Consider the following 25,243-nt stretch of genomic DNA (forward strand, 5'->3'; position numbering starts at 1 on the left):
ACCCCGCACGTGCACCGCCGGAACGTCCTGCCGCCCCGCCGCACCGCGGGGCGCTCCCCCCACGGAAGGAAACACCGTGTCCGCACGCCCCCGCACGACCAGCCGCCGCGCCCGGCTCGCCGCGGCCGGCCTGGCCGCCACCGCGCTGACCGTCGTCCCGGCCTCCGCCGCCGACGCGTTCAGCGTCCAGTACCGCACCAGCGCCTCCGGCGCGACCGCCGACCAGTCCGAGCCCTGGCTGCAGGTCACCAACACCGGCAGCAGCACCGTCGCGCTCAGCCGGATCACCCTGCGCTACTACTTCAAGTCCGACGGCCCGTCGGTCGGTTACCGCTTCGCCTGCTCCTGGGCGGTGAAGGGCTGCGCCAACATCACCGGCACCTTCGGCACCCTGGCCAACCCCACCGCCACCGCCGACCGCTACCTGGAGATCGGCTTCACCGCCGGAGCGGGCTCGCTCGCCCCCGGACAGTCCACCGGTGACATGCAGCTGCGCTTCTACCGCTCGGACTGGCAGACCCTCACCCAGTCCGACGACTACTCCTTCAGCAGCACCCAGACCGGCTACGCCGACTGGCAGAAGGTCACCCTGCAGGAGGACGGCGCCCTGATCTGGGGCACCGCCCCCACCGGCAACAACCCCTCCCCGTCGCCGAGTTCGTCCTCGTCCCCCTCGCCGTCCGGCTCGACCTCCACCCCGCCGGTCGACCCGAACGCGCCCGTCCTGTTCGACGACTTCTCCTACACCACCAGCTCGGACGCCGCCGTCCAGCAGCACGGCTGGACCGTCAAGTCCGGCCAGGGCGGCCCCGGCGTCTCCGGCGCCACCTGGTCCCCGGCCGACGTCACCTTCCCGACCGTCGGCGGCAGCAAGGTGCTCAACCTGCGGCTGACCACCGACGGCACGGCCTCCGGCACCAGGGAGACCGAGATCCAGACGACCGCGCGGAAGTTCAAGAACGGCACCTACGCGGCCCGGGTCAAGTTCGCCGACGCCCCGAACAGCGGCCCCGACGGCGACCACGTCAACCAGACCTTCTTCGCCTTCACCCCGCTCAACGCCCCGATGGACCCGAACTACAGCGAGCAGGACTTCGAGTACCTGCCCAACGGCGGCTGGGGCGAGCCGAGCAACATCATGTACGAGACCAGCTGGGAGACCTACAACCCGGACCCGTGGAACGCCGTCAACACCCACGGCGAGCAGCGCCAGTCCTACGACGGCTGGCACCTGCTGCAGTTCACCATCGACAACAGCGCCATCACCTACTACATCGACGGCCAGGTCGTCGCCACCCACGGCGAGCCCTACCTGCCCGAGACCCCGCAGTTCATCGACTTCAACCACTGGCTGATCGACCTGGCCGGGCAGTACTCCACGACGCCGCGCTCGTACGACCAGCAGGTCGACTACGTGTACTTCGTCAAGGACCAAGTGCTCAGCCCCGCCCAGGTCGCCGCGAACGTCGCCGCGCTGCGCTCGGCCGGCACCGCGTTCAAGGACACCGTCCCCGGCAGCTGACCCGCACCCGGTGCCCCGTTCCCCCGCCCGGCCGCTCGGCGGGGGAGCGGGGCACCGCCGTCGCCCGGAACTGACGGTCGGTCAAAGTTCTTGAAAAATAAACAGACTTAGCGGCTGTCGGGCAGTATGATCGCGAATCATTTCGATCACGGGGGATGCCATGTCCGAGTACCGGGAACCACCGCGCTGGCCGCTGATCGCCCTCCGGGTGACGGCCGCTCTCACCGCCCTGCTCGCCCTGCTCATGCCGTTCCTGGCGGGCGGCTTCCTGCAGGGCTACTACCCCCTGCTGGACGCCCACAAGCAGACCGGGACGGTGCTGTGCATCGTCGCCCTGCTCGCCGCCGTCTCCGGCCTGCTGGTGTGGCGCGTCTCGCGCGGCCCCAGCGGCCCCGCCGTCCAGTACGGGGTGCTCACGCTGATGTGCATCGTGCAGTTCGCCTTCGGTGACGAGCGGATCCTGCTGCTGCACGTCCCGCTCGGCGTGGGCGTGTTCGTGATGGCGGAGAAGTCCGCGGTGGAGGCGTTCAGGGCCAAGGCCGGGAACGCCGACGCCCAGGAGGCCCCCCAGGGCGCCCAGGAGACCGTCCGGGGCGCGAAGGGCGCGGCCGAGGGCACCGTGGCCGGGGCAGGTGCCGAGTGAGCCGGCCGCTGACCAGGCGCCAACTGCTCGGCGCGGGCGGGGTCGCCGCGCTCGGGCTGGGCGTGTCGATCGGGGTGCCGCCGCTGATGAACCGGCTGCTGCCCGGCGGGGAGCCCGGCAAGCTGCTGCGCAGCGCCCTGCCGCTGCCCGCCCGCTACGCGGCCGAACTGCCCGTCCCCGCCGTGCTGAAGCCGGTGCGCAGCGACGCGGGCGCCGACTACTACGAGATCACCGCGCGCCGGGCCACCGCCCGGCTGCTGCCCGGCCACGACACCGAGGTCTGGGGCTACCAGGGCACCTTCCCCGGCCCGACCCTGGAGTCCCGCAGCGGGCGGCGCACCGTCGTCACGCACCGCAGCGAACTGCCCCGCCCCACCGCCGTCCACCTGCACGGCGGCCACACCCCGCACGACAGCGACGGCCACCCGCTCGACCTGGTCGGCAGCGCCGCCCACCACGACATGCCCGGCATGGGGGACATGCCGGGCACGGCGGGAGCGGAGGGCGCCACCGTCCTGCCGCAGCGCGACTACACCTACCCGATGGCGCAGCGCGCCGCCACGCTCTGGTACCACGACCACACCATGGGTTTCACCGGCCCGCAGGTGTACCGCGGGCTGGCCGGGTTCCACCTGGTCCGCGACGAGGAGGAGGCCGCGCTCGGGCTGCCGCAGGGCCCGCACGAGCTGCCGCTGATGATCGCCGACCGCTCGTTCGCCGCCGACGGCTCCTTCGCGTACCCCGGACTCCCGGGCGGCGCCCCCGGCGTGCAGGACGCGTACATGAACGGCGTGCTGGGCGACGTGATGCTGGTCAACGGCGCGCCCTGGCCGTTGGCCCGGGTCGAGCGCACCTGGTACCGGCTGCGGCTGCTCAACGCCTCCAACGCCCGGCGGCTGCGGCTGGCCCTCGACCCGCAGCCCGGCGGCGGCGGGGCGCTGGTGCAGATCGGCTCCGACGGCGGCCTGCTGGAGCGCCCGCTGCGGCACGACGCGGTGGACCTCGCGCCCGCCGAGCGCTGCGACGTGCTGGTCGACTTCTCCCGCTACCCCGCCGGGACGCGGGTGCGGCTGCGCAACCGGCTCGGCGACGGCCCCACCGGCGAGGTGATGGCCTTCGAGGTCGGCTCCGCCGCGGGCGACAACGGGTTCCGGCTGCCCGAGAGGCTGTCCTCGGTGGAACGGCTCGACCCCGCCAAGGCCGTCAACACCCGCACCTTCGTGTTCCAGAAGGGCAAGCAGCACTGGACCGTCAACGGCCAGGAGTACCGGCCCGGCCGTTCGATCGCCGCGCCCCGGCTCGGCCGGATCGAGGTCTGGCGGTTCGTCACCGACTTCCACCACCCCGTCCACCTGCACCTCGACCCGTTCCAGGTGCTCGGCCGGGCCGGCGGCGGGCCCGGCGCCAACGACGCGGGCTGGAAGGACACCGTCGACGTGCTGCCCGCGCAGGGCGTCGAGGTCGCCGTCCGGTTCAACGACTACGCCGGGCGGTTCCTGCTGCACTGCCACAACCTGGAGCACGAGGACATGGCGATGATGGCCGAGTTCACCACCACCGAGTAGCTCCGGCGCCGCACGCGCGGAGGCGCCCCGGACCCGACGACAGGGCCCGGGGCGCCTCCGCGGCGAACCCGCTACTCCACGTGGGCGGCGACCACGGACCACGCCTCGTCCGACGCCTCGTCCAGCCGGAGGTCGAACACCAGGGTGATCGGCCGGCGCTCGCGCGCGTCGCCGCGGAGCACCTGCTCGCTGCGCCGGTCGACCTCGTAGTAGAAGCCCTCGGCGGCGGCCGCGACCCGGAAGACGACCGGTTCGCGGGAGACCAGCGAGCGCACCGTGACCGACTTGACGAGCGCGTCGCGCATCACCGTCCGGTCGGCCGTGCGCACGGACGTGAAGTCCAGGCTGCCGTCGTTCATGACCCACTCCTCGAGGAACCGCTCGACGGCGACCTCCAGGACCGCCCGGTCGAACCGGCCGTCGAGCACGCTCAGATCGCCCGCGGCGGTGTCGGCGTCCGTGCTCCACGAGATGTTGGTCAGCGACAGCAGGTCGCCCGCGCCCCGGACCGCGGTCCTCCCGGCCACCTCCAGCACCGCCTCGCGGGCGACCTCCTTCTGGTCCCAGCCGTCCGTCTCGATGGCGTTGGTCAGGTGGTGCGCGCCCTCGGCCGCCTGCTCCACCGAGGAGACGATCCACTCCCCGGCCTGGTTCTTGCGCAGCGTCCAGTACTCGACCGGGCGGGTCGAGCCGTCCTTGCGCGCGGCCTCGGCGCCGTAGCTGTTGCGCACGTAGTCGTTGAGCGTCGCGGTGATCCGGAAGGTGACGGTGTCGTTCACCTCTCCCGCGCGGTTCGCGAGGTCGACCAGCTCGACCACCGGGCCGGAGACGATCTCCACCACGTTGACCTCGCCGCGCGACGCGTAGTCGTTCAGCTCGTCGGCCCACTTGCCGTACAGCACCGGGGAGAGGATCTGCTGCAGCGTGGCCTGGTCGTTCCGGCTCCAGGCGCGCTGGGCGGTCTCGTACAGCCAGACCGCCCGGCTCTCCAGCGCGGCGCGCTCGAAGGTCGGGTCGGTCTCGGCGAGGGCGTCGACCCGGGCCCCGACCTGGGCGGCCCGCTCGCGGGCCTGCTCGTCCGCGCGGTGCGCCGTGCGGTCCGACACGGTGTTCAGGCCGGCCGTCTGCTTCTCCTTCCGGCGCCGGTGCAGGAACCACAGCACCAGGAGGATGACGACCACGAGCACCAGCAGGGGGAAGATCCCGCCGCCGTGGCCGCCACCGCCGCCGAAGAAGAAGACGCCGCCGCCGCCCGACCCGTGGGAGCCGCCGTGGCTGCCCCCGCCGCCCCCGCCACCACCGAACCCGTGGCTGCCGCCTCCGCCGCGGGCGTACGCGACCGCCGGGCTGCTCAGCGCGACGACTCCAGCCACCACCGTTATCCACCGACGGGCGTGCACCGGGCTCCCCCTCCAAGAATGTTCAGAGCTGTTCCCCCCGAGCCTACAAGCCGGTGCGCCCGGAGGGGTCCGGGGCCGGTGGGCCGTTCCCGCGACGCGCTCCGGGCCCCCGCCCGGCGGCCGCCCGTTCGCGGAGCCGCGGGGAAGGGGCCCGGAGGAAGGCGGCCGGGCGGGGGCCGGGGGAGGGCCCGGGCGGGCGGGGTCAGCCCGCGGCGGCGAGGCCGTACAGCCAGAGGCTGTTGACCCGGCTGCGCTCGGTGGAGTTCGGGTACGGGTTGGTGCAGGAGGTGCCGGGCCCGCCGCCGGACATCAGCTCGCTGCACGGGCCGGTGTAGTGGTCGGGCAGGCCGAGCACGTGGCCGGTCTCGTGGGCGACGACGCGCAGCGAGCTGTACTGCCGGTTCTGCGCGTAGTCGAGGAAGATGTAGCCGCGGCCGTGGCCGTCGGTGGAGGCGTAGGAGCCGCGGGAGTCATTGCCCTCGTAGTAGCGGAAGTCGGCGTTGGTGCCGGAGCTTAGCTTGACGTTGGTGACCGAGGAGTTCCAGATCTGCGCGCTCTGCGAGATCACGGTGCGGAAGGTCGGGGCCTGGCTGGCGTCGTAGGTGACGGTGACCGCCAGCAGGTAGGGGTTGGCGGCCTGCTTGGCGCGGGCCGACTTCATCACGGCCTCGTAGAACGCCTTGTTGCCGGCCGCCTCGGCGGAGTTGGCGGCGACGCCCGCGGACGGGGTGTAGCCCTGGGCGGCGGCCGCGGGGGGCGCGGCGGCCGTGGTGGCCGCCGCGGCGGGCACGGCGGCGGTCCCGGCCGCGAGGACCAGGCCGAGGGCGGCGGCGAGCACGGTCATGGAGCGGTTCATGTGGGGACTCCATTCGCGGGTCCCGGCGCCGTGGGGGGCCGTCCGGGACGCGGTGACGAGTTGTTGCACCGAGCTTGGGGCAGGGCGGGCCGGGCGCGGAGATGCCAACCGGCGATAGCCCCGGGCAATACCCGTGCACGACAAGGGGTTTGACGGGCCGTGGGCATCTCTTGACATGCTCTTGGCAGAAGGTGGGCGCCTGGCTATGCTCCCGTGATGGAGCTCGACGTCCGACACCTGCGGGTGCTGTGCGCGATAGCCGACACCGGCAGCGTCCGGAAGGCCGCCCGTCGACTCGGCATGACCCAGCCGTCGCTGACCACCCAACTCCACCGCATCGAGCGGACCGTCGGCGGACGCCTGTTCACCCGCGAACGGACCGGCAGCCGCCCCACCGCCCTCGGCCACTCGGTGCTCTCCCGCGCCCGGCCCCTGATCACCGAGATGGACGCCCTGGTCGCCGCCGCCCGCGCCGAGGCCGCCGGACCGGGCCGCCGCCGACTGCGGATCGGCAGCGTCGGCAGCCGCGCCGTCCCCGCCTGGCTGCGCCGCATCCACGACCGGCTCCCGGAGACCGACACCACCATCCACATCGACATCTCGGCGATCGCCCTGCTCCACCTGGTCGCCGCCGAACAGCTCGACACCGCCTTCGTCCACGAGAGCGAGGGCTTCCCGCTGCACCTGCCCGCCGGCACCGAGCAGCGGGTGCTGCTCGCCCGCGAACCCCAGTTCGTCGCCCTCGCCGAGACCCACCCCGCCGCCGGACGTCCGGTCGTCAGCCTGGCCGACCTCGCCCGCGACACCTGGATGGTCGACCCGACCGCCGACCACGAGTACGCCGCACTGCGCCGGGTCTTCGCCGAGGCCGGACTCGACCCGCGCGTCATCCAGGTCCGGGACAACGCCACCGCCGCCGAACTCGTCGCCTCCGGCGAAGCCGTCCGCCCCTGCCAGCCCACCTCGCCGCCCGGCCCCGGCACCGTCCTGCGACCCGTCCACGGCGACCCGCTCGCCGTCCGGCTGCTGCTCACCTGGCGCCCCGACACCGTCGGCGGCCCGGCCCTCGACGGCCTCTGGGACGACCTCCGCCACGCCTACCTGGACCTGGCGGGCGGCAACGCCGTCTACCGGGAGTGGCTGCACCGCCACAACCGCTCCCTGCACAGCCTCCTCGCCCCCGCGCCGCCGCCCGCGCGGGCCGGGGAAGGGGGGCGCCCGTGAGGCGGCCGCCGGACGAGGAGCCGGAGCGCCCCGGGCGCGTCCCCCGCCGCCCGCCACCGCGGGGTCCTCGCCGTCCCGGCCCGCCCCCGCCGTCGCTGACCGGACGTCAGGAAGCCGCCCGTGGGCTGTCGGTGGTCGCCGGTAGGGTCGGGGGAGACACACGAACGAACGGGGGCACCGCAGTGACCGATTCCCAGCAACTCCTCCGGCAGGCCCAGGCCGACGGCATCGAGGCGCTCCTGGGCGGCGTCGTCGTCCGGGACGGCAGCGGGCGGGTCCTGACGGTCCGCCGGAAGGCGGACGACCACTTCGGCGGCCTGTGGGAGATCCCCGGCGGCTCGCTCGACCCGGACGAGGACCCGCTGTCCGGCGCCGCCCGCGAGCTCGCCGAGGAGACCGGTCTGACCGGGCTCGACCTCGGCTACCTGCACGCCGCCGACTTCGTCGGCCGCACCGGCCTCCGGGCCCGCCAGTTCGCCTTCACCGCCACCGTCCCCGACGGCACGCCCGTCGTGCTCACCGAGCACGACGCCCACCGCTGGGCGCCGCTCGACGACCTCCCGACCGTCAGCGCCCACCACGCGGAGATCCTCGCCCTCCTGCGCTGAGCGTTCCGAACGCCAAGCGTCGACAAAATTGGGCTGACAGATTTTGAAATATGTCAGCAGAGGGGCGTACGGTGGAGCCATGGAGAACACCACGCTCGGCACCACCGGCCCGTCCGTCTCGCGCCTCGGCCTGGGGCTCATGGGCATGTCCGGCATGTACGGCCCGGCCGACCGGGCCGAGAGCATCGCCACCGTGCACGCGGCCCTGGACCGCGGCGTCACGCTGCTCGACACCGGCGACTTCTACGGCATGGGGCACAACGAGATGCTGCTCCAGGAGGCGCTGCGCGGCCGCGACCGCGACCGGGCCGTCATCAGCGTCAAGTTCGGGGCGCTGCGCGACCCCGACGGCGCCTTCCTGGGCGTAGACCTGCGCCCCGCCGCCATCAAGAGCTTCGTCGCCTACAGCCTCCAGCGGCTCGGCACCGACCACATCGACGTCTACCGGCCGGCCCGGATCAGCCCCGAGTTCCCGATCGAGGAGGTCGTCGGCACCCTCTCCGAACTGGTCGACAAGGGCTGGATCCGGCACATCGGCCTGTCCGAGGTGAGCGCGGAGACCCTGCGCCGGGCGCACGCCGTCCACCCCGTCACCGACGTCCAGATCGAGTACTCGCTGATCTCCCGCGGCATCGAGAAGGACCTCCTGCCCACCGCGAACGAGCTCGGCGTCGCCGTCACCGCCTACGGAGTGCTCTCCCGCGGCCTGATCAGCGGCCACTGGACGCCGCAGGCCGCGGCCGGGGACTTCCGCACCCACCTGCCGCGGTTCAGCGGCGACGCGCTGCAGCACAACCTCGCCCTGGTCGAGGCGCTGCGGGCGATCGCCGACCGCAAGGGCGTGAGCGTCGCCCAGCTGGCCATCGCCTGGGTGCTCGGCCGCGGTGACGGCCTCGTCCCGCTGATCGGCGCCCGCCGCCGCGACCGCCTCGACGAGGCGCTCGGCGCCCTCGACGTGACCCTGGACGCGACCGACCTCGCCGAGATCGAAGCGGCGGTGCCCGCCGACTCGGCCCGCGGCGACCGCTACGACCCCGCGCAGATGCGGATGCTCGACAGCGAGCGGTGAGAAGCGGCCGCCGGTGCGGACCGGCCGCACCGGCCCGCACCGGTGTTGACGTCCCCGGACGATAACCTCGGACCATGACCGAACAGCTGACCGCCGAGCGCATCCTCGACACCGCCGAGGACGTCCTGCGCCGCTACGGCCCCGCCAAGGCGACCGTGGTGGACGTCGCCCGGGCGCTCGGCGTCAGCCACGGCAGCGTCTACCGCCACTTCGGCACCAAGGCCGCACTGCGCGAGGCCGTCGCCGAACGCTGGCTGCACCGGGTCTCCGCGCCGATGGCCGCGGTCGCCGACGACCCGGCCCGCCCCGCCCCCGAACGGCTGCGCCACTGGATCCGCACGCTCAACGCGACCAAGCGGCACTACGCCACCCAGGACCCCGAACTGCAGCGCACCTTCCGGGAGCTGATGAGCACCACCACCGAGGTCGTCGCCGCCCACGAGGCCGAACTGGCCGGACAGCTCGGCCGCATCGTCGCGGCCGGGGTGGCCGCGGGCGACCTCGCCGCAGCCGACCCGGCCGCCGCGGGCCGCGCCGTCTTCCAGGCCACGGCCCGCTTCCACCACCCCGCGCACGCCGCCGACTGGGCCTCCCCGGCCAACGACACCGACCTGGACGCCGTCGTCGACCTCCTGCTGACCGGGCTCTCCCCCCGCTGACGGCCCGGCGGCCGGCGGCCCGACGGCTGCTCAGGCGGTGATCCGGGCCAGGGCGGCGTCGAGGTCCAGCCAGTCGGACTCGGTGCCGGGCGGGACGAGCACGTAGCTGTCGTGCAGGAAGGCCACCACGTCGGCCGCCGGGAGGCTGAGCACGGCCTGGTCGGTCCGCGAGCACAGCGTCACCCGGATCTCGCCCCGCCGCCCGGGCGCCACCCGGACGTCGCCCTGCCCGGCGGGCCCGTAGCAGCCGTCGTTCAGCAGCTCCCGCGCGAAGTACCAGGTCACCGCCCCGTCCTCGACCCCGTCCGGGCCGAGCACCAGGCAGACCCCGTAGGGCAGTTCGGCGTCGAAGCGGAACTGCGCGCGGACGGGCAGGTGGGGGTGGGAGCTGTACGGCAGGCGGGCGGTGGTGTCGAGGGCGGTGAAACCTGGCACGGACGGACCTCACTGTCGGACGGGGCGACGGGTTGCACGGTGACGCGGTGCCCGACTACCCGCATCCGCCGGTTTCACCGCACCTTTCCCCCGTTCGGCGGGGGGTGCGTCGGTACGGGCCGGACACCGCCGGTGTCCGGCCGACCCGGCGTCAGCGGCACCACGGGGTTTGCGGATCGCCGATCGGGTCACCCGGATCGGCGAGCGAACCCAACAGGGCGGCCCGGCGGACGGGTGCCCGCGGTGAGGAGGCAGAGCATGTCCAGCGGTCTGATCGTGGCGCTCGTCCTGGTCCTGGCGGTGGTGGCGGCCATCGGCGTCTTCGCCCTCCGCCGCCAGCAACACCCCAGCCTGAGCCGCCGCTTCGGCCCCGAGTACGAGCGCACCGTCGCCCGGTACGACGGCGACACCGCCGCGGCCGAACGGGAACTCGCCCGACGCCTCGAACGGCACCGGGAACTGACGCTGACCCCGCTCGGCAGCGCCGAACGGGCCCGGGCCGAACAGCAGTGGAGAGAGGCGCAGGCGCACTTCGTGGACGCCCCCGGGCAGGCCCTGGCCGAGGCGGACGCGCTGCTGTTCCGGGTGGCCCGCGACCGCGGCTACCCCGACTCCGACGTCGACGCGCAGATCGACGCGATCTCGGTCGACCACGGCGAACACGTCGAGTCCTACCGGGCGCTGCGCACCCTCACCACGACGGACCCGGCCGGGTCCGCCCCGGACACCGAACAGCAGCGCCGGGCCCTGCTCGGCGCCCGCGAACTGTTCACCGCCCTGGTCGGCGCGGACGGCGAGCCCGAGCACGCGCGCCGCGAGGTGCTGACGAAGCCGCGGACGCCCGCCGCCGACCGCACCCGGCCGCTGTCACCGCAGCGCGAGCACCACGCCTGAGCCCGACCGGCCCCGACCACCCATCCGACCCCCAGCGAGGAGGACGGCATGACCATCAGCGAGCACGACCACGACCACCGCAGCGACACCACCGGGACCCGCCCCACCGGCAGGTTCGTCCGGACCGACGCCCCGCAGCGCGGCACCACCGGCGGACGGAACTTCCCGCGCAACGGCCTGGGCGAGGCGACCGACCCCGTCCTGCACGAGACGCCGGACCGGGACACCGCGGCCGACGGCGCAGCGCACGCCGCCACGGCCGACGGCGCGCCGCACGGCACCGCGGCCGACCCGAAGGCCACGGCCGGAGCCGCCCCCGCTGCTCCCACCGCCCCGGCCTCCCGGAGCAGCTCGGCCGCCCCTGCCGCTGCCGCCACCGCCCCGGCCGCCGCGCGCCCCGCTGCTGCCACCGCCCCCGGCGGCGCCGGGCAGGAGCGCTGCGGCCCGGGTGCCCCCGTCCTCCTCCCGCCCGACCTCGCCGCGCAGTCGGCCCGCCGCCTGGACCGCGCGATGGCCGGCTTCGTGGACGACCCGGGCCGGGCGGTGCGGGAGGCCGACGAGGCGCTGGACGAGGCGGTGCGGCAGCTGGTCGAGAACCTGGAGGGGCGCCGCACGACGCTGCGCGACGCGTGGCAGGGGAGCACGGCGGACGGCTCCTCCCGCACCGAGGACCTGCGCCTGGCGCTCCGCGAGTACCGCGACCTGCTCCAGCACCTCCTGGCCGTCTGACCTCCGCTCCTCCCGCGCCCGTCGGCCCGGACCCCGTGAAGACTCCGGGGCCCGGGCCGACGCGTTGACGCCCCGTCACCACCGGCCCGCCGGCGGATGGTCCGGGCGAGCCCGGTGCTGGCCGATCGGGTGACAGTGCGTCAACGAAGCGATAGGCGGACGGCCGCCCTGGTGATGACTGAGCGTGACCGCCGACCGGTTCGGCGGCCGTCCCGTCCCACGGGCGTCCCACCCCAGCAGGACCCGAGCAGGAGAGACATGTCCCGCACCCCTTGGCGACACCGCCTCCCGGCGGCCCTCGCCGTTACCGCGAGCGTCCTCGCACTCACCGCCGCCGCCCCCACCGCCCCTGTCGGCCCCACCGCCCCCGTCAGCCCGACCGGCCCCGGCGGGGCCGCCGCGATGCCGCCCGCCGCCCGTGACGCCGAGCCGCTCTGCACCGGCCCGTTCGGCCCCGCCGTCCCGGTCACCGGCGGCACGGTCAGCTGGTGCCCGACCGGGGAGGGCGGCCGACTGGTCTTCACCAACACCGGGCCCGGGTACGCCGACCTCTCGCTGGTCGTGTACGACTGCGACGGCGGCAAGGCACCCGCCGTGGACGCCGCGAAGTGCGCCGCCAGCCTGAAGGGCACCAGCGACGTGATCTGGCGGCAGGTCGGGCCGAAGGAGTCGGTGCACGCCGACTTCGCCATCCCGAAGGGCGCCAACGCCCAGGTGTGGTGGACCGCCGACGGCACCGACCGGGCCAGCGACCTCAGACTGCTGGGGACGCCGTGGAACTCCTGACCGCCGACCGCCCGCTGCGCACCCCCGCCCCGCCGTCAGGGAGGACCCCTCCGATGCGTCTGCGCCCGCTCGCCCTCGCCGCCGCCCTCGTGCTCGGCGCCGCCCCCGCCCTGGCCGCCCCGGCCCTGGCCACCCCCGCCCCCACGCCCCCCGTCCCCGCGGCCGCCGTCAGCAACCCGCCCGGCGTGCACGTCCTCAACGGCGACAGCCGGGTCGCCCGGCACGTCGCCTGCCCGGCCGGGTGGGTCTGCCTCTACGACGGCGTCCACTACGACCACGCCGCCGTCGCGCTGCTGCCCGGCACCCAGCTCGCCGACACCGAACGGCTGAACCTGCCCGACGGCTCCCGGTTCACCGGCGAGGAGGGCATCTCCGCCTGGGTGAACAACTCGCCCGTCGCCTACTGCTGGTACCCCGGCAAGGACTACGCGGGCACCGCCGGCGCGATGGCCCCCGGCGCCCGGGGCAGCGCCCACGACAACGCGCTCAAATCGCTCCGCCCGTGCTGAGCCAGTCCCTCCCCAGGAGTCGCATGACCCCCCTCCACCGGCGCGCCGCCGCTGCCGCCGCGGCCCTCGCCGTCGCCGCGGTCCTCACCGCGGCCAGCGCCCGGGCGTACTCCTCGCCCGCCGACCGCACCGTCACCACCGGCCCCCGGGCGCACACCACCGCCACCGACCCCGAGCCAGCCGGCCGCCCCGCGCACGGCGCGGCCACCGTCGCCGCAGCCACCGTCGCCGCGGTCGCCGTCGGCTGAGGGCCCGTTCGACGCGCACCGCCCGTCCGCCCGCCGGTGGCATGATCCGTCCAGCCGACGGAGTGTCATAATCCGGCCCGCCGACGGGCGGTACGGGCGGGCCGAACGGTGGATATCCTGCGGAAAGACGGCCCGGGGGAAGGCCGGCCGACCACCGAGGGGATTTCGAAACCATGTCGTACCTGCGCACCTTCCTGCCCTGGATCATCTTCGCGGTGGTCCCCGCGTCCCAGTGGCAGTGGGCCGCACTGGCCGGTCTGGCGGCGGCCGCCGCCGTCATCGCCCAGCAGCGCCGGGCGGGCGCCGGGTGGGACGCGCTGATCATCGAGACCGGCTCCGCGCTGTACTTCGCCGTCCTCGCCGCGATCGCCTTCGCCGACCCGCACTCCGGTGTCCGCGGCTACTCCGCGGCGCTGTCCTCCGCCGTCCTCGCGGTGATCGCCGGGGGCTCGCTGCTGATCGGCAAGCCGTTCACGCTCGGCATCGCCAAGCGCACCACCCCGCAGGAGTTCTGGACGCTCAAGCCGTTCGTCCGGGTCAACACGGTCATCACCGCGGTGTGGACCGCGGCCTTCGCGGTCACCGCCGTCGTCCTGGCCGTCCTCGCCCACGGCGGCAGCGGGCACTCCACCGTCTCCCTGGCCGTTCAGATCGCGGGCTTCGTCGTCCCGATGGTCTTCACCGTCCGCTACGTCGCCGCCGTCCGGGCCCGCGCGCCCCAGCACTGAGCGGACGCCCGCCGACGGCCCGCGCCGGGCCACGGCCACCGTTCGGAGCGCGAGTTCCCGCCGGCCCCGCGCCCGCCGGCGGCCCCGCGCCCGCCGGCACCTGCACGCCGCGCCCCGCCGCCGGGGTGGTGACGTGCGGGGAGGGGGAGCGGCGAGGGTCGGGAGCGCCCCGGGCGGGTCGGCGGGAGGGTGGGGCGAGGGTGTCGGGAGGTTCGAACGGCGGGTGCGGTGGGCAGGTCCCTGCCAAGCCAGTCCGCTGCTCGATCCGCACCCGTCCGTTGCCCGACCCGCTCCCACCACGGAGGCCGACGAATGAAGCGCACGACCCGCAGTGCCGGGCTGACCGTCCTGGCCACGGTCTCGCTCGCCCTGACCACCACCGCCGGCACGGCGTCCGCCGCCACCCCCACGACCGGGGCCGGGCCCGCGGCCGCCGCCGCGTGCACCTACACCGCGGCCGTCCCCGCCGACAACTTCAAGGGCATCCCGGTCTTCGACGCGGCGAAGGCCGCCAAGCCCTACAGCGCCACCCTCCGCACCAGCCAGGGGGCGATCACCTTCCGGGCGCTCACCGACCATGCCCCCTGCACCACCTACTCGTTCCGCTTCCTCGCCGAACGCGACTACTTCGACCGCACCCACTGCCACCGCCTCACCACCCAGCGGATCTACGTCCTGCAGTGCGGCGACCCCACCGGCACCGGCAGCGGCGGCCCCGGCTACTCCTTCCCCGACGAGAACCTGGAGGGCGCCACCTACCCCGCGGGCACCGTCGCGATGGCCAACGCCGGTCCGAACACCAACGGCAGCCAGTTCTTCATCGTCTGGAAGGACACCAAGCTCTCCCCGGCCTACACCCCCTTCGGTCGCGTCACCTCCGGGCTCGACGTGCTGCAGAAGATCGCCGCGGGCGGCGAGGACGACCAGAACGGCCCCGGGGACGGCTACCCGACGCTGCCCGTCACCATCCGCAACGTCGGGATCTCCAAGCGCTGACCCGCCGGACCCGGCGGGCCCGCCGGACTCGCCGGACCCGGCGGGCCGCCGCGCCGACGGGCCGTCAACTGCTGCGCCCTCACGCCCCGGTGGTGAACTCCTCCGCGGAGCCGGCCGCCACCGGGGCGAGCACCCCGCACAGGTGGTTGCCCGGGTCCGCCGGGTCCGCGCTGATCCAGAACTGCGCCCACAGCTCGGTGAACTCCTCCCGGGAGAGGAAGCCGTCGCCGTCCAGGTCGACCAGCTCGAACACGCCGACGGTGTCGGTCGGTCGCCCGTTCCACACGTCGACCAGGCGGCGGTGCTCCTCCCGCGAGATCCGGCCGTCGCCGTTCTCGTCGACCGCGTCGAAGACGGTGTCCGCCGTCGCCGTCACGGCCTCCCGCATCCCGGGCAGCCGGTCCACCATGGCCAGGACCTCGTCCATGTCCACCAGCCCGTCGCCGTTGGTGTCCGCCGCCTCGTACAGCGCGTCCCACCAGCCGAGCATCACCCGCTCCACCCGGGCCGCCAGCTCCCGGTCCGCCGCCACCCGCGGCAGCCGCCGCCAGCGGTCCGCCAGCGCCCGGAAGTCCTCCTCGTCGAGGTACCCGTTCCCGTCGGTGTCGAGCGCGTGGAACACGCTGGTCAACTTGTAGCGCTGGAACTCGCTCGCCATGGCCGTGCCTCTCCTTGGAACCTCTCCCGGACGTGCGAGGCTGATCCTTTCCGCCCCCGCCCGTCCTACGGCGGCGCGCGGTCGCACACCCCGTCCCCACCCGTACGCCGGGGGAGCGCACACCCGCCCGCGCGCCGGTCGGCCCGTGACGTCCGTCATGCCCGAGCCGTGCAACGGGCCACTTCTGCGAGCCTCCTGACGGTCCCTAGGGTTGCCGACATGACGAACACGGGGAACACCGGGGACAACGACCGCACCGACATCCGGATCAGCCTGATCGGCGGCACCCGCCTGGGGGGCGAGGAGATCCACCGCCGCACCCTCACCGCCTCCCTCGTCGGCGGCGCCGACGTCGACCTCACCGACGTCGACATCCCGGACGGCGCCGAACTGCGCATCACCAAGCTCAGCCTGGTCGGCGGCGTCTCGCTGCGGGTCCGCCCCGACGTCCGGGTGGTCGTCACGGGCATCCGGCTCGGGGGCGTCAGCGACGACGGGCCCACCCGCGAGGGCGGCCCCACCGTCCACGTCGCCGCCTGGGGCCTGCTCGGCGGCGTCAGCGTCCGCCGCGACTGACGGCCCGTCCGGCCGGGAGCGGGACGGTGCGGCCCCCGCGCGGAGCGGGGAGCCGGGAACGCCCTGCCGCCCCCCGGGGCTCAGCCGACGCGGGCGTCGTAGGCCCCGCGGTGGGCGAGCACGTCGTCCATGTGCGTCTCGGCCCAGCTCTTGATGCCGCGCACCATGTCGTACAGCGACAGGCCGAGACCGGTCAGCTCGTAGGAGACCGTGACGGGCACGGTCGGCGTCACCGTACGGGTCACCAGGCCGTCGCGCTCCAGGGAGCGCAGCGTCTGGGTGAGCATCTTCTGGCTGACCCCGGCCAGGAGGCGGGCCAGCTCCGAGTAGCGCATCGCCCGGGGCTCGCCCGCGCAGTCGGTGCCCGCCTCGTGCGGGCTGCCGTTGCCGAGCGCGGCCAGGACCAGCGTGACCCACTTGTCGGAGATCCGGTCGAGCAGCTGCCGACTGGGGCACGCCGCCACGAACGCGTCGTACTGCACCTTGGCCTGCGCCCGCTGCTGGGCCGCCGTCATCGTCGCCATCGGAACCACCTTTCTCACCCGCGGGTGGCTTACGCACTCCGAGGTGCCTACTTCCCCCTGGAGAGTTACGCGTCAAATGATGGTGCACGAAGCCGGCGGGCACCAGCACCCGGCTCGACGCGAAAGGCAGAGCACCAGCAATGAGCACGCTCCCCGCTCCGCTCCCCGGCGGCACCTGGACCCTCGGCGACCTGACCGTCACCCGGTTCGGCTACGGCGCCATGCAGCTCGCCGGCCCCGGGGTCATGGGCCCGCCCGCCGACCGGGACGGCGCCCTCGCCGTCCTGCGCGAGGCCGTCGACCTCGGCATCACCCACATCGACACCGCCGACGCCTACGGTCCGCACCTCACCAACCGGCTGATCCGCGAAGCCCTGCACCCCTACCGCGACTCCCTGCACATCGTCACCAAGGTCGGAGCGACCCGCGACGAGCAGGGCGGCTGGCCCCCGGCCCGCGAACCCGACGACCTGCGCCGCGCGGTCCGGGAGAACCTGCACAACCTCGGCCTCGACGCACTGGACGTGGTCAACCTCCGGCTCGGCGACGCCCGCGGCCCCGTGCCCGGCTCGCTCGCCGAGGCGTTCGGGACGCTCGTCGAACTCCAGCAGCAGGGCCTCGTCCGGCACCTCGGCGTGAGCAACGCGACGCCGGAACAGGTCGCCGAGGCACGCTCCATCGCCCCGATCGTGTCCGTGCAGAACATGTACAACCTCGCCCACCGCCACGACGACGAACTCGTCGACGAACTCGCCGGAGCGGGCATCGCCTACGTGCCCTTCTTCCCGCTCGGCGGCTTCACCCCGCTGCAGTCCGCGGCCCTCACGGCCGTGGCCGCCCGACGGGACGCGACGCCGATGTCGACCGCCCTGGCCTGGCTGCTGCAGCGGTCACCGAACATCCTGCTGATCCCCGGCACCTCCTCGGTCGCGCACCTGCGCGAGAACGTCGCGGGCGCGGCCCGCCCGCTCTCCGAGGAGGACCTCGCCGAACTCGACGAGATCGGCCGCTGACCCCACCGGCCGCGGGCCGCGGCCGCACCCCCGGAGCGCCCGGCCGGCCGCGGCCGTCGCCCGCCGTCGCCCCCTCCACCGGGACCGGCCTGTCGGTGCGCCCGGAACTGCGGCTATTGTGGCCCGCGCGCCGGAACACGGCGTCAAGACCGGTGTGACAGCAAGAAGAGGGGTGGGTCCGATGGCGGACATCGAAGCGGCACGGGCGGCATTCGCGCGTCTGGACGTCGACGGCGACGGGCGGGTCACCGCGCGCGAGTACAAGACGGTCATGGCCCAGCTCGGCGACTTCCACGTCACCGAGACGGTCGCGCAGGCGATCATCAACGCCAAGGACGCCAACGGCGACGGCAAGCTCTCCTTCGAGGAGTTCTGGGCCTCCGTCCAGGGCTGACCCCTGACCCAGACAGCCCGCCCCCTCCGGCCGGTGCGGCCCCGCCCGCGGCCGGAGGGCCCGGCGGGCGGGGCGCAGCAGCCGCGCCGCCCGGCGCCGCGGACCGGCACCGACCAGCGGCCCTGGCCACCCGGCCCCGCGCGGCGTACAACTGGCAGATGCCGTCGAACGACCTGCACCGGCGCCACCTCGCCGCCTGCGCCGCCGCGCCCACCTACCCCGAGGTCGGCGCCACCGCGGACGCCGCCCTGCCGCCCGGCTACTCCTGACTGCGCCGCCGCGTCCACCTCGGCCGCGGCCAGGACGTCCTGGAACGCGCGGGCGGGTACGTCCTGGGCTGGGGCGCCCAGCTCGGCTCCGGCTTCGCCGTCCACCCGGCGGCGGTCCGCGCCGTCCCCGGTGCCACCGTCCTGCTCCGGCTGCGCCTGCCCGGGCTGCGCCTGCCCCGGCTGGTCATCCCCTGCCGGGTGGTCTGGGCCGTCGAGACCCCTGACCGGATCGGCTTCGCCTACGGCACCCTGCCCGGGCACCCCGAGTGCGGCGAGGAGTCCTTCGTGGTGAGCACGGACGCGGACGGCGAGGTGTGGTTCGAGGTCACCGCCTTCTCCCGGCTCGCCGCCTGGTACGCCCGGCTCGGCCGCCCCGTCGCGCTCGCCCTCCAGCACCTGGCGATCGAGCGCTACCTGCGGGCGGTCGTCCGCGCGGCCGCGGCGCCCTGAACCCGAGCGGGAGGGCCCCGCTACCGCCCGTCGGCCGCGAAGGACCGCACCGCCGCCGACGCCACCGACTCGACCAGCGCGATGCCCGCCTCCTCGCTCGCCGAACCGTCGCTCAGCACCGACACCAGCAGGCTCCGACCGCCGTACTCGACCCGGCCGATGCTGTTCACCACCCACAGCCCGGTGCTGTCCCGGGACAGCCAGCCGTTCTTCAGCTCCACCGCGCCGCCCTGGTCCGCCGCCGAGACGCCCCAGTCCTGGCCGTCCGCGACCAGGCCCATCAGCTTCGCCAGGTAGGCGCGGGAGGCGGAGCCCAGCGGCGAGTCCTCGGTGAACACCACCCGCAGCAACCGCGCCTGGTCGGCGGCGGTGGTCTCGGTCAACCCCCAGAAGCCGTCCGTCCCGGCGACCGTCGCGGTCAGCCCGAAGGCCGCGTTGGCCGCGTCCAGCCCCGCCGCGCCGCCCACCGCGTCGAACAGCGTGCTGGCCGCCGCGTTGTCGCTCTGCTCGATCATCAGCGCGGCCGCGGACCGCTGACTGCCGGTCAGCACGCCGTCGTTCTGCAGCAGCAGCGCGGCCAGGATGTCGACCTTGACGATCGAGGCGGTGACGAAGGAGTCGTCGCCCCAGGTCGCGGACGCCCCGGAGACGGGGTCGGCCACCGTGACGGCGAAGTGCCCGTCGAGGGCGCCGACCGCCGCAGCGAGCGCGGCGTCCGCGGCGCCCTCCGTTCCCTCCGTTCCCGCCGCCCCCTCCGTTCCTTCCGCCGTCGCACCGCCCGTCGGGACCGTCGCCGAGGCCGTCGCGCTCGCCGGTTCGCCGCCCGTCGAGCGGGAGAGCACCAGCCACGAGGCCAGCGCCGAGAGCAGCACCGCCACCACCACCGCCCGTCCGATCCGCCGGGTGCGCCGGGTGCGCCGGGTGCGACGCTCCTGCCTGCGGGCGGAGGTCCGGGTTCCGGGTGCTGCCGTCATGCGGACGATGCTCGGCCGCCCGTCTTGACCTGAGATGAGCCACGGCTGAGCCCGCGCTGAGAAGGCGGTCCACGATCAGCTGACGCCCCGCAGAGCCCCGGGTCCGGCCGATCCTGCTTCCGCCTGCCCGGCAGCCACTTATGATGGCCGCTCCCGCGTGCCGCACTGCACCGGACCGGACCGAGGATCAGAACACCATGAGTCGCGAACCGGACCCAGCCGTCCTCTACCCGGACGTGGCCGCCCGTGGCAGCCTCGCCGCAGCCCTCCGAGCCGAAGCTGCGGCCCGAGGAACGTCCCTTCCCCTGGCCGTCACCCCGTCCGATCCACTGCGTCATGCCACGATCACCAGTGTGGCGCCGCATCGACACTCGTCCTACGTCACGGCGGGGCACCACGAGCGCCACTGGACCTTCTGGGGTTCGTCCAACAACCGGCTCATGATCTGCGGCAGCACCGAGGACATGCGTGAACTTCCCCCGGTGATCCGCGGCTGGGCCGAGGGAGCCGCTCTCGACGAGATCGAGAGGAACGCGTCCTTCGACCTCCTGACCGGACGTTTCGAAGTCCCCGACAACAACCCCGCCGATGTCATCGCCTCGGAGTGGCAGTACCTGCTGAAGGAGGCCGACCGCGCCGACTGGCCGCAGTACCAAGCCCTCATCGAGTCCGCCCACGCCGAACCGAGGCTGCGCAGGCTCTACCCCTACACCAACCACTGGGCACTGGGCTTCACCGAGATGCCTGACGCTCCCTACTCCACTCCGTCCTTCGTCTCGATCGGGTCGCCCCGGGGAGTCGGCGACTACACCATCAGGGAGTGGTGGAACGGCCCCCTCCTCCACCGCGTCACCACCGTCGCCGAAGCGATCGCCGTCGCCGTCGCCCGGATCCCCACCGACCTCCTCCGGACGTCTTCCGAGGATCCCGAACGAGACACCTGAAGCCGAACCCGCGAGGCGTCCCGGCGAGACCAACAGCCACAGGACGCAGCCGTACCAAGGAAGTCGGACCAGCAACCCGGGAGATGGCAGCACCTGGGGACCGGCCACCACCGATCAACGGCCGCCGAGGGCTGCGCGGGCTGCCATCATCGAGGAGGGCTGATTCCCAGGGCGGTTGCTGTCGTCGTTGACGGGCAGTGAAGCTTCCCCGTGGACCTGGACACCTGGAGACTGGGACGTGAGGTTCCAGAGGAAGTAGAACCAGGTGAGCAACAAGCAGGGCAAGCGGTACTCGAAGGAGTTCAAGCGGGATGCCGTCGCGCTGGCCCGGTCCTCCAGCAAGACGGTCACCGAGGTGGCCCGGGACCTGTGAGTGAGCGCGGAGGGGCTGCGGAGCTGGGTCAAGCAGGACAAGATCGACCGCGGTGAGGGCGGCCCGGGTGAGCTGACCAGCGCCGAGCACGAGGAATTGCGTCGCCTGCGCCGACAGAACCTCGAACAGCAGAAGACCATCGAGGTCCTGAAAAAAGCGACGGCCTTCTTCGCGCGGGAGAGCGACCGGTGAGCGAGATCTACCGGTTCATCGCGGCGGAGAAGGCCACCTGCCCGGTCGCCTTGCTCTGCCGCATCCTCGGAGTTCCTCGCTCCTCCTTCTACGCCTGGGCCGACGGCGAGGAAGCACGACGCACGCGCCGTCGGGCCGATGATGCACTCGTGCACGAGATCACGGTGGTCCACCTCGCCTCCAGGGGCGCCTACGGCGTCCCGCGCGTGCATGCCGAGCTGCGGCGGCTGGGGCACGAGGTGAACCGCGAGCGGATCGAGCGGCTGATGCGCGAACACGGCACCGCCGGGATCACCCGCCGCCGGCGCCGGTCGCTGACCCGCCCGGACAAGCAGGCCCGACCGGCGCCGGATCTGCTCGGCCGGGACTTCACCGCGGACCGGCCCGGCACCCGCCTGGTCGGCGACATCACGTACCTGCCGACCGAGGAGGGCTGGCTCTACCTGGCCTGCTGGCTGGACCTGGCCACCCGCGAGGTCGTCGGCTACGCGATGGCCGACCACCACCGCGCCGACCTCGTCGTCGACGCCTTGCAGATGGCCCACGGACGCGGCCGCCTGGAACCGGACTGCATCGCGCACAGCGACCGCGGAAGCGAATACACCTCGGCTCAATTCCGCAGCGAGGCAACCAGGTTGGGCATGAGAGCGAGCACCGGACGCACCGGCTCGTGTTATGACAACGCCGCAGCCGAAAGCTTCTGGGCGGTCCTCAAAGCCGAGATCGGCACCCGCATCCGGCCCGACCGGGCAACCGCCCGCGGCGAGGTCTTCTCCTTCATCGAGACCTTCTACAACCGCCGGCGGCTACGCAAGCACCCCAGTTGGGACTACCTGACCCCGCACGAGACCCGACAACGACACACCCTCGGTTGCGTCCGGGGAAGTGGTGTACGGGTTCCATCCGTTCCGGGGGTTTCGTCCCTGTGACGGGTGTCGCCTGAGAACGTAAGACGGCCACCGGCTGATTCTTCGAGAACGACCAAGCTCTTGAAGGAGTCACAGCACGATGACCGCACCTGACAGTCTGCCCTTTGCCGCCCTGCTGGAGGAGAACCTGGCTTCGGCGAGTCCCGACTTGTTGCGGGCGATGGTGAAGACGTTCGCGGAGGCGATGATGTCCGCGGACGTGGACCGGGCCTGCGGCGGCGAGTACGGAAGGCCCGGCGAGGACCGCGTCAACTCCCGCAACGGATACCGCAATCGGGACTGGGACACCCGCACCGGAACCATCGACCTCGCGATCCCCAGGGTCCGCTCGGGTTCGTACTTCCCGAGCTGGCTGCTGGAGCGCCAGCGCCGGGCCGAACAGGCCCTGATCAGCGTCGTCGCCACCTGCTACCTGCTCGGCGTCTCCACGCGGCGGGTGGAGAAGCTCGCCGAGTCCCTGGGCGTGACCCAGCTGTCGAAGTCGCAAGTGTCCGACATGGCGAAGCACTTGGACGAGCGGGTCGCGGAGTTCCGCAACCGTCCGCTCGACCAGGGCCCCTACACGTTCGTCTGGGTCGACGCGCTCACCCAGAAGGTCCGCGAGGGCGGCCGGGTCGTCAACGTCCACTGCCTGGTCGCGGTCGGCGTCAACCACGAGGGCCAACGCGAGGTCCTCGGCCTGGACGTCGCCACCAGCGAGGACGGCGCCGGCTGGCTGGCCTTCCTCCGGTCGTTGGTCGCCCGCGGCCTGACCGGGGTCAAGCTGGTGGTCTCCGACGCGCACGCCGGTCTGGTCGACGCGATCGGCGCCACTCTGCCTGGAGCGTCCTGGCAGAGGTGCCGCACGCACTACGCGCGCAATCTGCTCTCGCAGGTCCCGAAGTCCGCCCAGCCCTGGGTCGCCACCCTGCTGCGGACCGTCTTCGAACAGCCCGACGCGAAGGCCGTGCGCCAGCAGATGGCCACCGTCATCGCCGCCCTCGACGAGCGATTCCCCAAGGCCGCAGAGCACTTGGAGGCCGCCCGTGAGGACCTGCTCGCCTTCGCCGCCTTCCCCCGGACGGTCTGGAAGTCGATCTGGTCGAACAACCCGCAGGAACGGCTGAACAAGGAGATCCGCCGTCGCACCGACGTCGTCGGGATCTTCCCCGACCGTTCCTCGGTCATCCGGCTGATCGGCGCGGTCCTAGCCGAGCAGAGCGACGAATGGGCCGAACAACGCCGCTACATCGGCTCCGAGATCCTCGGCCGCTGCCGCCTCCACCCGATCGAGGGAGAAACCCCCGACGACAGCATCCCCACAGCCCTGACCGCATAGCCTGAAACCGGATCACCGAGTGGCCGTCGATACACCACTCCAGCGGACGTGACCACACCCTCGCCGCGTAGGAACGAGTGTCCAAGATCATGGGGGACTTCAGAGCGTCTCTCCACCCCCTTTCCGATCTGCCGCACGCTTTTGCGTCTCTTCGAGCGAGGCCTGCCACCGCCTGCCGACTTCCGCAGGCCTCTGATGGCCGCACTCGATGAGGTTGCCCGCCCTGTCGACGACTTCCGCGTAGCAGTCACCGGCCTCGATCCAGACGGCGACGTTTTCGATCCCCGCCGACCGGTCATCGTCATCCACCCAGAAGGTTATGGAGAAGGCCAGCTCATCGCCGTTGTAGTCGGATCGAACCCGGAACGTCTCGTCCGGCCTGAGCCATCGATCCTCACCCAGTGGCTCAAGCCACATGACGAGCCAACCCTTGGAATCGTTGCGGACATCCATGACAGCCATGTCCGCAACCCTAGCCGCGCCGACGATTCAGCCCGCTTCGCCGGCCCGACCTCGGCAGCCCGGGGCGCGCACCCGTCTCTGCGCTTTGGTGAAGCCGAATGTGACTCGCGAGTTCCTGCGACTGCCCGCCCAGAAATCGGCGAACCCGCTCGTTTCGCCGGGCGGCCATGTCGAGGACGGCGAGAGCGCCGAGACGGCGGCGCTGCGGGAGGAGACGATGCTCGAGGCCCGGATCGATCGGTTGGCGTGGACCGGCCGACACAACGGCCGACCGGCCTGGTACCACCTCGTGAAGGACGTCGAGGGCAGCGCCGTCCTCTCCGGTGACGAAGCCGAGGCGCACGGCCCGGAGGACAGTTACGAACTCAGGTGGGTGACGGCCGACGTGTTCGACGGGCTGAACCTGCATCCCGCCGACGTCCGAGAGCCACTCGCCAGGCTGCTTCGCGGTTGATCAGTCGCTGCGAGGTTCCGGAGAGCCGTGGTTCCCGCCTGTTCGGTGGGGACCTGGAGGAGCGGTCCGGCGCCGTGACGGTCGAGTTCCGGGAGCCGAGTGCGTCCGGCCGTGCGGATGCCTGCACGGATCGGCCTGTGCCGAGCCGGCGACTACGCCGAAGGGCCGCAGGCCGGCAGGTCGCTCGCGGCGAGAAGCGCACGGACGGGTCCGAGCACGCGTCCGGTGTCTCCGGTGAGCTGATCGACGACGATGCTGCAACCGGCCCAACTCGCGCCGCACTCTTCGACCATGCTCCTGACGGCGGCAGCCTGGTTCCCGGTCTCGATCCAGTCGTCGACCAGGACGACCCTGTCGCCCGGTCCCAGGGAGGACCGCTGAAGCCGCAGGGTGTGGCGAAGGCCCCGGTAGTCCGGGTCGGTCCGGCGCGTGACCTTGTCCCCCGGGAACAGGCCGCCGCTCTTCCGCACCGGGACGAACCCGACACCGAGCTCGACGGCCGCGGCGGCGCCCAGCAGGAAACCCCGGGACTCGATCCCGCACACCGCAGTGACCTTCTCGTCCCGGAAGGGAGCGACGAGTCCGCGGACCACGGCCGCCAGCGCCTCGGGGTCGCGGAAGACGGCCCAGACGTCCGCGTGGCCGTCGATCCACCGGAAGCGTTCGAGTGCGAGAGCGCGGACGGTTGCGACCATGAACGGGAGTGTGCAGGCCGGTGCGGTGGAGGGCAAACCATTTGTCGCCCCGAGCGTCTAGGCACGGCCACGGGCGGTCGAGGAGGGCCAGGACCTCGTCGCAGGCGTCGTCGGGGCGGGCGCCGACGTGATGGATCGACGGGCTCG

At 73.3% G+C, this 25,243-nt stretch carries 32 protein-coding genes; 24 read left to right on the forward strand and 8 right to left on the reverse strand.

Features of this window, described 5'->3' with window-relative positions; translation table 11 throughout:
* The first annotated feature begins 76 nt into the window (after window positions 1–76).
* From QSK52_RS35485 to QSK52_RS35495, 3 genes are all read left to right on the forward strand, one after another.
* The gene (locus tag QSK52_RS35485; RefSeq protein WP_285740382.1) at window positions 77–1,522 is read left to right on the forward strand and encodes a cellulose binding domain-containing protein; all 1,446 of its coding nucleotides are present in this window, start codon (window positions 77–79) and stop codon (window positions 1,520–1,522) included.
* Window positions 1,523–1,682: 160 nt separating this feature from the next.
* On the forward strand, window positions 1,683–2,165 hold the full coding sequence (locus QSK52_RS35490) for a hypothetical protein (protein WP_285740383.1): 483 nt from the start codon (window positions 1,683–1,685) through the stop codon (window positions 2,163–2,165).
* Window positions 2,162–3,730, forward strand: coding sequence for a multicopper oxidase family protein (locus QSK52_RS35495; RefSeq protein WP_285740384.1), 1,569 nt, complete (start codon window positions 2,162–2,164; stop codon window positions 3,728–3,730). The genes QSK52_RS35490 and QSK52_RS35495 overlap by 4 nt, the downstream gene beginning before the upstream one ends.
* 71 nt (window positions 3,731–3,801) lie before the next feature.
* Here QSK52_RS35495 and QSK52_RS35500 read toward each other — a convergent pair whose 3' ends face one another.
* On the reverse strand, window positions 3,802–5,103 hold the full coding sequence (locus tag QSK52_RS35500) for a Tim44 domain-containing protein (RefSeq protein ID WP_285740385.1): 1,302 nt from the start codon (window positions 5,101–5,103) through the stop codon (window positions 3,802–3,804).
* Window positions 5,104–5,332: 229 nt separating this feature from the next.
* Window positions 5,333–5,986 carry a snapalysin gene (gene snpA, locus QSK52_RS35505; protein ID WP_285740386.1) on the reverse strand — a complete coding sequence of 218 codons (654 nt, stop codon included), beginning with the start codon at window positions 5,984–5,986 and terminating at the stop codon, window positions 5,333–5,335.
* A 216-nt stretch (window positions 5,987–6,202) separates the two neighbouring features.
* On the opposite strand from snpA, the gene QSK52_RS35510 reads away from it, so the two are divergent.
* The 4 genes from QSK52_RS35510 to QSK52_RS35525 all read left to right on the forward strand — a co-directional run bounded on the left by QSK52_RS35510 (window position 6,203) and on the right by QSK52_RS35525 (window position 9,546).
* A complete protein-coding gene (locus QSK52_RS35510; RefSeq protein ID WP_285740387.1) occupies window positions 6,203–7,210 on the forward strand; it encodes a LysR family transcriptional regulator in 1,008 nt (335 codons plus the stop codon).
* Window positions 7,211–7,392: 182 nt separating this feature from the next.
* On the forward strand, window positions 7,393–7,818 hold the full coding sequence (locus QSK52_RS35515) for an NUDIX hydrolase (protein WP_285740388.1): 426 nt from the start codon (window positions 7,393–7,395) through the stop codon (window positions 7,816–7,818).
* A gap of 79 nt (window positions 7,819–7,897) precedes the next feature.
* Window positions 7,898–8,887 carry an aldo/keto reductase gene (locus tag QSK52_RS35520; protein ID WP_285740389.1) on the forward strand — a complete coding sequence of 330 codons (990 nt, stop codon included), beginning with the start codon at window positions 7,898–7,900 and terminating at the stop codon, window positions 8,885–8,887.
* A 74-nt stretch (window positions 8,888–8,961) separates the two neighbouring features.
* Window positions 8,962–9,546 (forward strand): TetR/AcrR family transcriptional regulator, encoded by a 585-nt coding sequence (locus QSK52_RS35525; RefSeq protein WP_285740390.1) that lies wholly within the window; start codon window positions 8,962–8,964, stop codon window positions 9,544–9,546.
* 30 nt (window positions 9,547–9,576) lie between these two features.
* On the opposite strand, the gene QSK52_RS35530 is transcribed toward QSK52_RS35525, so the two are convergent.
* Window positions 9,577–9,981: an SsgA family sporulation/cell division regulator gene (locus QSK52_RS35530; RefSeq protein ID WP_285740391.1), complete on the reverse strand. Its 405-nt coding sequence runs from the start codon at window positions 9,979–9,981 to the stop codon at window positions 9,577–9,579.
* A gap of 258 nt (window positions 9,982–10,239) precedes the next feature.
* Between QSK52_RS35530 and QSK52_RS35535 the strand changes: the two genes are divergently transcribed.
* The 7 genes from QSK52_RS35535 to QSK52_RS35565 all read left to right on the forward strand — a co-directional run bounded on the left by QSK52_RS35535 (window position 10,240) and on the right by QSK52_RS35565 (window position 14,871).
* Window positions 10,240–10,875, forward strand: a complete 636-nt coding sequence (locus tag QSK52_RS35535; RefSeq protein WP_285740392.1) for a hypothetical protein — start codon at window positions 10,240–10,242, stop codon at window positions 10,873–10,875.
* A gap of 48 nt (window positions 10,876–10,923) precedes the next feature.
* Window positions 10,924–11,604 carry a hypothetical protein gene (locus QSK52_RS35540; RefSeq protein WP_285740393.1) on the forward strand — a complete coding sequence of 227 codons (681 nt, stop codon included), beginning with the start codon at window positions 10,924–10,926 and terminating at the stop codon, window positions 11,602–11,604.
* A gap of 258 nt (window positions 11,605–11,862) precedes the next feature.
* Window positions 11,863–12,390, forward strand: a complete 528-nt coding sequence (locus QSK52_RS35545) for a hypothetical protein (protein WP_285740394.1) — start codon at window positions 11,863–11,865, stop codon at window positions 12,388–12,390.
* Between the two features lie 53 nt (window positions 12,391–12,443).
* On the forward strand, window positions 12,444–12,899 hold the full coding sequence (locus QSK52_RS35550) for a peptidase inhibitor family I36 protein (RefSeq protein WP_285740395.1): 456 nt from the start codon (window positions 12,444–12,446) through the stop codon (window positions 12,897–12,899).
* A 23-nt stretch (window positions 12,900–12,922) separates the two neighbouring features.
* On the forward strand, window positions 12,923–13,147 hold the full coding sequence (locus QSK52_RS35555) for a hypothetical protein (RefSeq protein WP_285740396.1): 225 nt from the start codon (window positions 12,923–12,925) through the stop codon (window positions 13,145–13,147).
* 173 nt (window positions 13,148–13,320) lie between these two features.
* Window positions 13,321–13,875, forward strand: a complete 555-nt coding sequence (locus QSK52_RS35560; protein WP_285740397.1) for a hypothetical protein — start codon at window positions 13,321–13,323, stop codon at window positions 13,873–13,875.
* Window positions 13,876–14,187: 312 nt separating this feature from the next.
* Window positions 14,188–14,871, forward strand: a complete 684-nt coding sequence (locus QSK52_RS35565; RefSeq protein WP_285740398.1) for a peptidylprolyl isomerase — start codon at window positions 14,188–14,190, stop codon at window positions 14,869–14,871.
* A gap of 79 nt (window positions 14,872–14,950) precedes the next feature.
* Here QSK52_RS35565 and QSK52_RS35570 read toward each other — a convergent pair whose 3' ends face one another.
* Entirely contained in the window at window positions 14,951–15,529 is a 579-nt protein-coding gene (locus tag QSK52_RS35570) for an EF-hand domain-containing protein (protein ID WP_285740399.1), read from the reverse strand.
* 219 nt (window positions 15,530–15,748) lie between these two features.
* Between QSK52_RS35570 and QSK52_RS35575 the strand changes: the two genes are divergently transcribed.
* Complete coding sequence (locus tag QSK52_RS35575) at window positions 15,749–16,105, forward strand: hypothetical protein (protein WP_285740400.1); 357 nt, start codon at window positions 15,749–15,751, stop codon at window positions 16,103–16,105.
* A gap of 80 nt (window positions 16,106–16,185) precedes the next feature.
* Here QSK52_RS35575 and QSK52_RS35580 read toward each other — a convergent pair whose 3' ends face one another.
* A complete protein-coding gene (locus tag QSK52_RS35580; protein ID WP_285740401.1) occupies window positions 16,186–16,629 on the reverse strand; it encodes a winged helix-turn-helix transcriptional regulator in 444 nt (147 codons plus the stop codon).
* 140 nt (window positions 16,630–16,769) lie between these two features.
* Between QSK52_RS35580 and QSK52_RS35585 the strand changes: the two genes are divergently transcribed.
* The 3 genes from QSK52_RS35585 to QSK52_RS35595 all read left to right on the forward strand — a co-directional run bounded on the left by QSK52_RS35585 (window position 16,770) and on the right by QSK52_RS35595 (window position 18,755).
* Window positions 16,770–17,642: an aldo/keto reductase family oxidoreductase gene (locus QSK52_RS35585; RefSeq protein ID WP_285740402.1), complete on the forward strand. Its 873-nt coding sequence runs from the start codon at window positions 16,770–16,772 to the stop codon at window positions 17,640–17,642.
* Between the two features lie 181 nt (window positions 17,643–17,823).
* Window positions 17,824–18,036, forward strand: coding sequence for an EF-hand domain-containing protein (locus QSK52_RS35590; protein ID WP_285740403.1), 213 nt, complete (start codon window positions 17,824–17,826; stop codon window positions 18,034–18,036).
* 269 nt (window positions 18,037–18,305) lie between these two features.
* The gene (locus tag QSK52_RS35595) at window positions 18,306–18,755 is read left to right on the forward strand and encodes a DUF1990 family protein (protein WP_285740429.1); all 450 of its coding nucleotides are present in this window, start codon (window positions 18,306–18,308) and stop codon (window positions 18,753–18,755) included.
* A 20-nt stretch (window positions 18,756–18,775) separates the two neighbouring features.
* On the opposite strand, the gene QSK52_RS35600 is transcribed toward QSK52_RS35595, so the two are convergent.
* The gene (locus tag QSK52_RS35600; RefSeq protein WP_285740404.1) at window positions 18,776–19,729 is read right to left on the reverse strand and encodes a serine hydrolase; all 954 of its coding nucleotides are present in this window, start codon (window positions 19,727–19,729) and stop codon (window positions 18,776–18,778) included.
* Window positions 19,730–20,082: 353 nt separating this feature from the next.
* Here QSK52_RS35600 and QSK52_RS35605 point away from each other — a divergent pair, with 353 nt between their 5' ends.
* The 5 genes from QSK52_RS35605 (at window position 20,083) to QSK52_RS35625 (ending at window position 23,485) form a co-directional block, all read left to right on the forward strand.
* The gene (locus QSK52_RS35605) at window positions 20,083–20,673 is read left to right on the forward strand and encodes a DUF6193 family natural product biosynthesis protein (RefSeq protein WP_285740405.1); all 591 of its coding nucleotides are present in this window, start codon (window positions 20,083–20,085) and stop codon (window positions 20,671–20,673) included.
* 265 nt (window positions 20,674–20,938) lie between these two features.
* Window positions 20,939–21,046, forward strand: coding sequence for a transposase (locus QSK52_RS35610; protein ID WP_285740406.1), 108 nt, complete (start codon window positions 20,939–20,941; stop codon window positions 21,044–21,046).
* Window positions 21,047–21,238: a hypothetical protein gene (locus QSK52_RS35615; protein ID WP_285740407.1), complete on the forward strand. Its 192-nt coding sequence runs from the start codon at window positions 21,047–21,049 to the stop codon at window positions 21,236–21,238.
* A complete protein-coding gene (locus tag QSK52_RS35620) occupies window positions 21,235–22,167 on the forward strand; it encodes an IS3 family transposase (protein WP_285740408.1) in 933 nt (310 codons plus the stop codon). Before QSK52_RS35615 ends, QSK52_RS35620 begins: the two co-directional genes overlap by 4 nt.
* 79 nt (window positions 22,168–22,246) lie before the next feature.
* Window positions 22,247–23,485 carry an IS256 family transposase gene (locus QSK52_RS35625; RefSeq protein ID WP_285740409.1) on the forward strand — a complete coding sequence of 413 codons (1,239 nt, stop codon included), beginning with the start codon at window positions 22,247–22,249 and terminating at the stop codon, window positions 23,483–23,485.
* A 99-nt stretch (window positions 23,486–23,584) separates the two neighbouring features.
* On the opposite strand, the gene QSK52_RS35630 is transcribed toward QSK52_RS35625, so the two are convergent.
* The gene (locus tag QSK52_RS35630; protein WP_285740410.1) at window positions 23,585–23,947 is read right to left on the reverse strand and encodes a hypothetical protein; all 363 of its coding nucleotides are present in this window, start codon (window positions 23,945–23,947) and stop codon (window positions 23,585–23,587) included.
* A gap of 100 nt (window positions 23,948–24,047) precedes the next feature.
* On the opposite strand from QSK52_RS35630, the gene QSK52_RS35635 reads away from it, so the two are divergent.
* Window positions 24,048–24,401: an NUDIX domain-containing protein gene (locus tag QSK52_RS35635; RefSeq protein ID WP_285740411.1), complete on the forward strand. Its 354-nt coding sequence runs from the start codon at window positions 24,048–24,050 to the stop codon at window positions 24,399–24,401.
* Between the two features lie 152 nt (window positions 24,402–24,553).
* Here the strand turns inward: QSK52_RS35635 and QSK52_RS35640 are convergent, their stop codons facing one another.
* Entirely contained in the window at window positions 24,554–25,096 is a 543-nt protein-coding gene (locus QSK52_RS35640) for a phosphoribosyltransferase family protein (protein WP_285740412.1), read from the reverse strand.
* Window positions 25,097–25,243: the final 147 nt, after the last annotated feature.

The sequence above is a fragment of the Kitasatospora phosalacinea genome, from assembly GCF_030268885.1.
Taxonomy (GTDB): Bacteria; Actinomycetota; Actinomycetes; order Streptomycetales; family Streptomycetaceae; genus Kitasatospora; species Kitasatospora phosalacinea_C.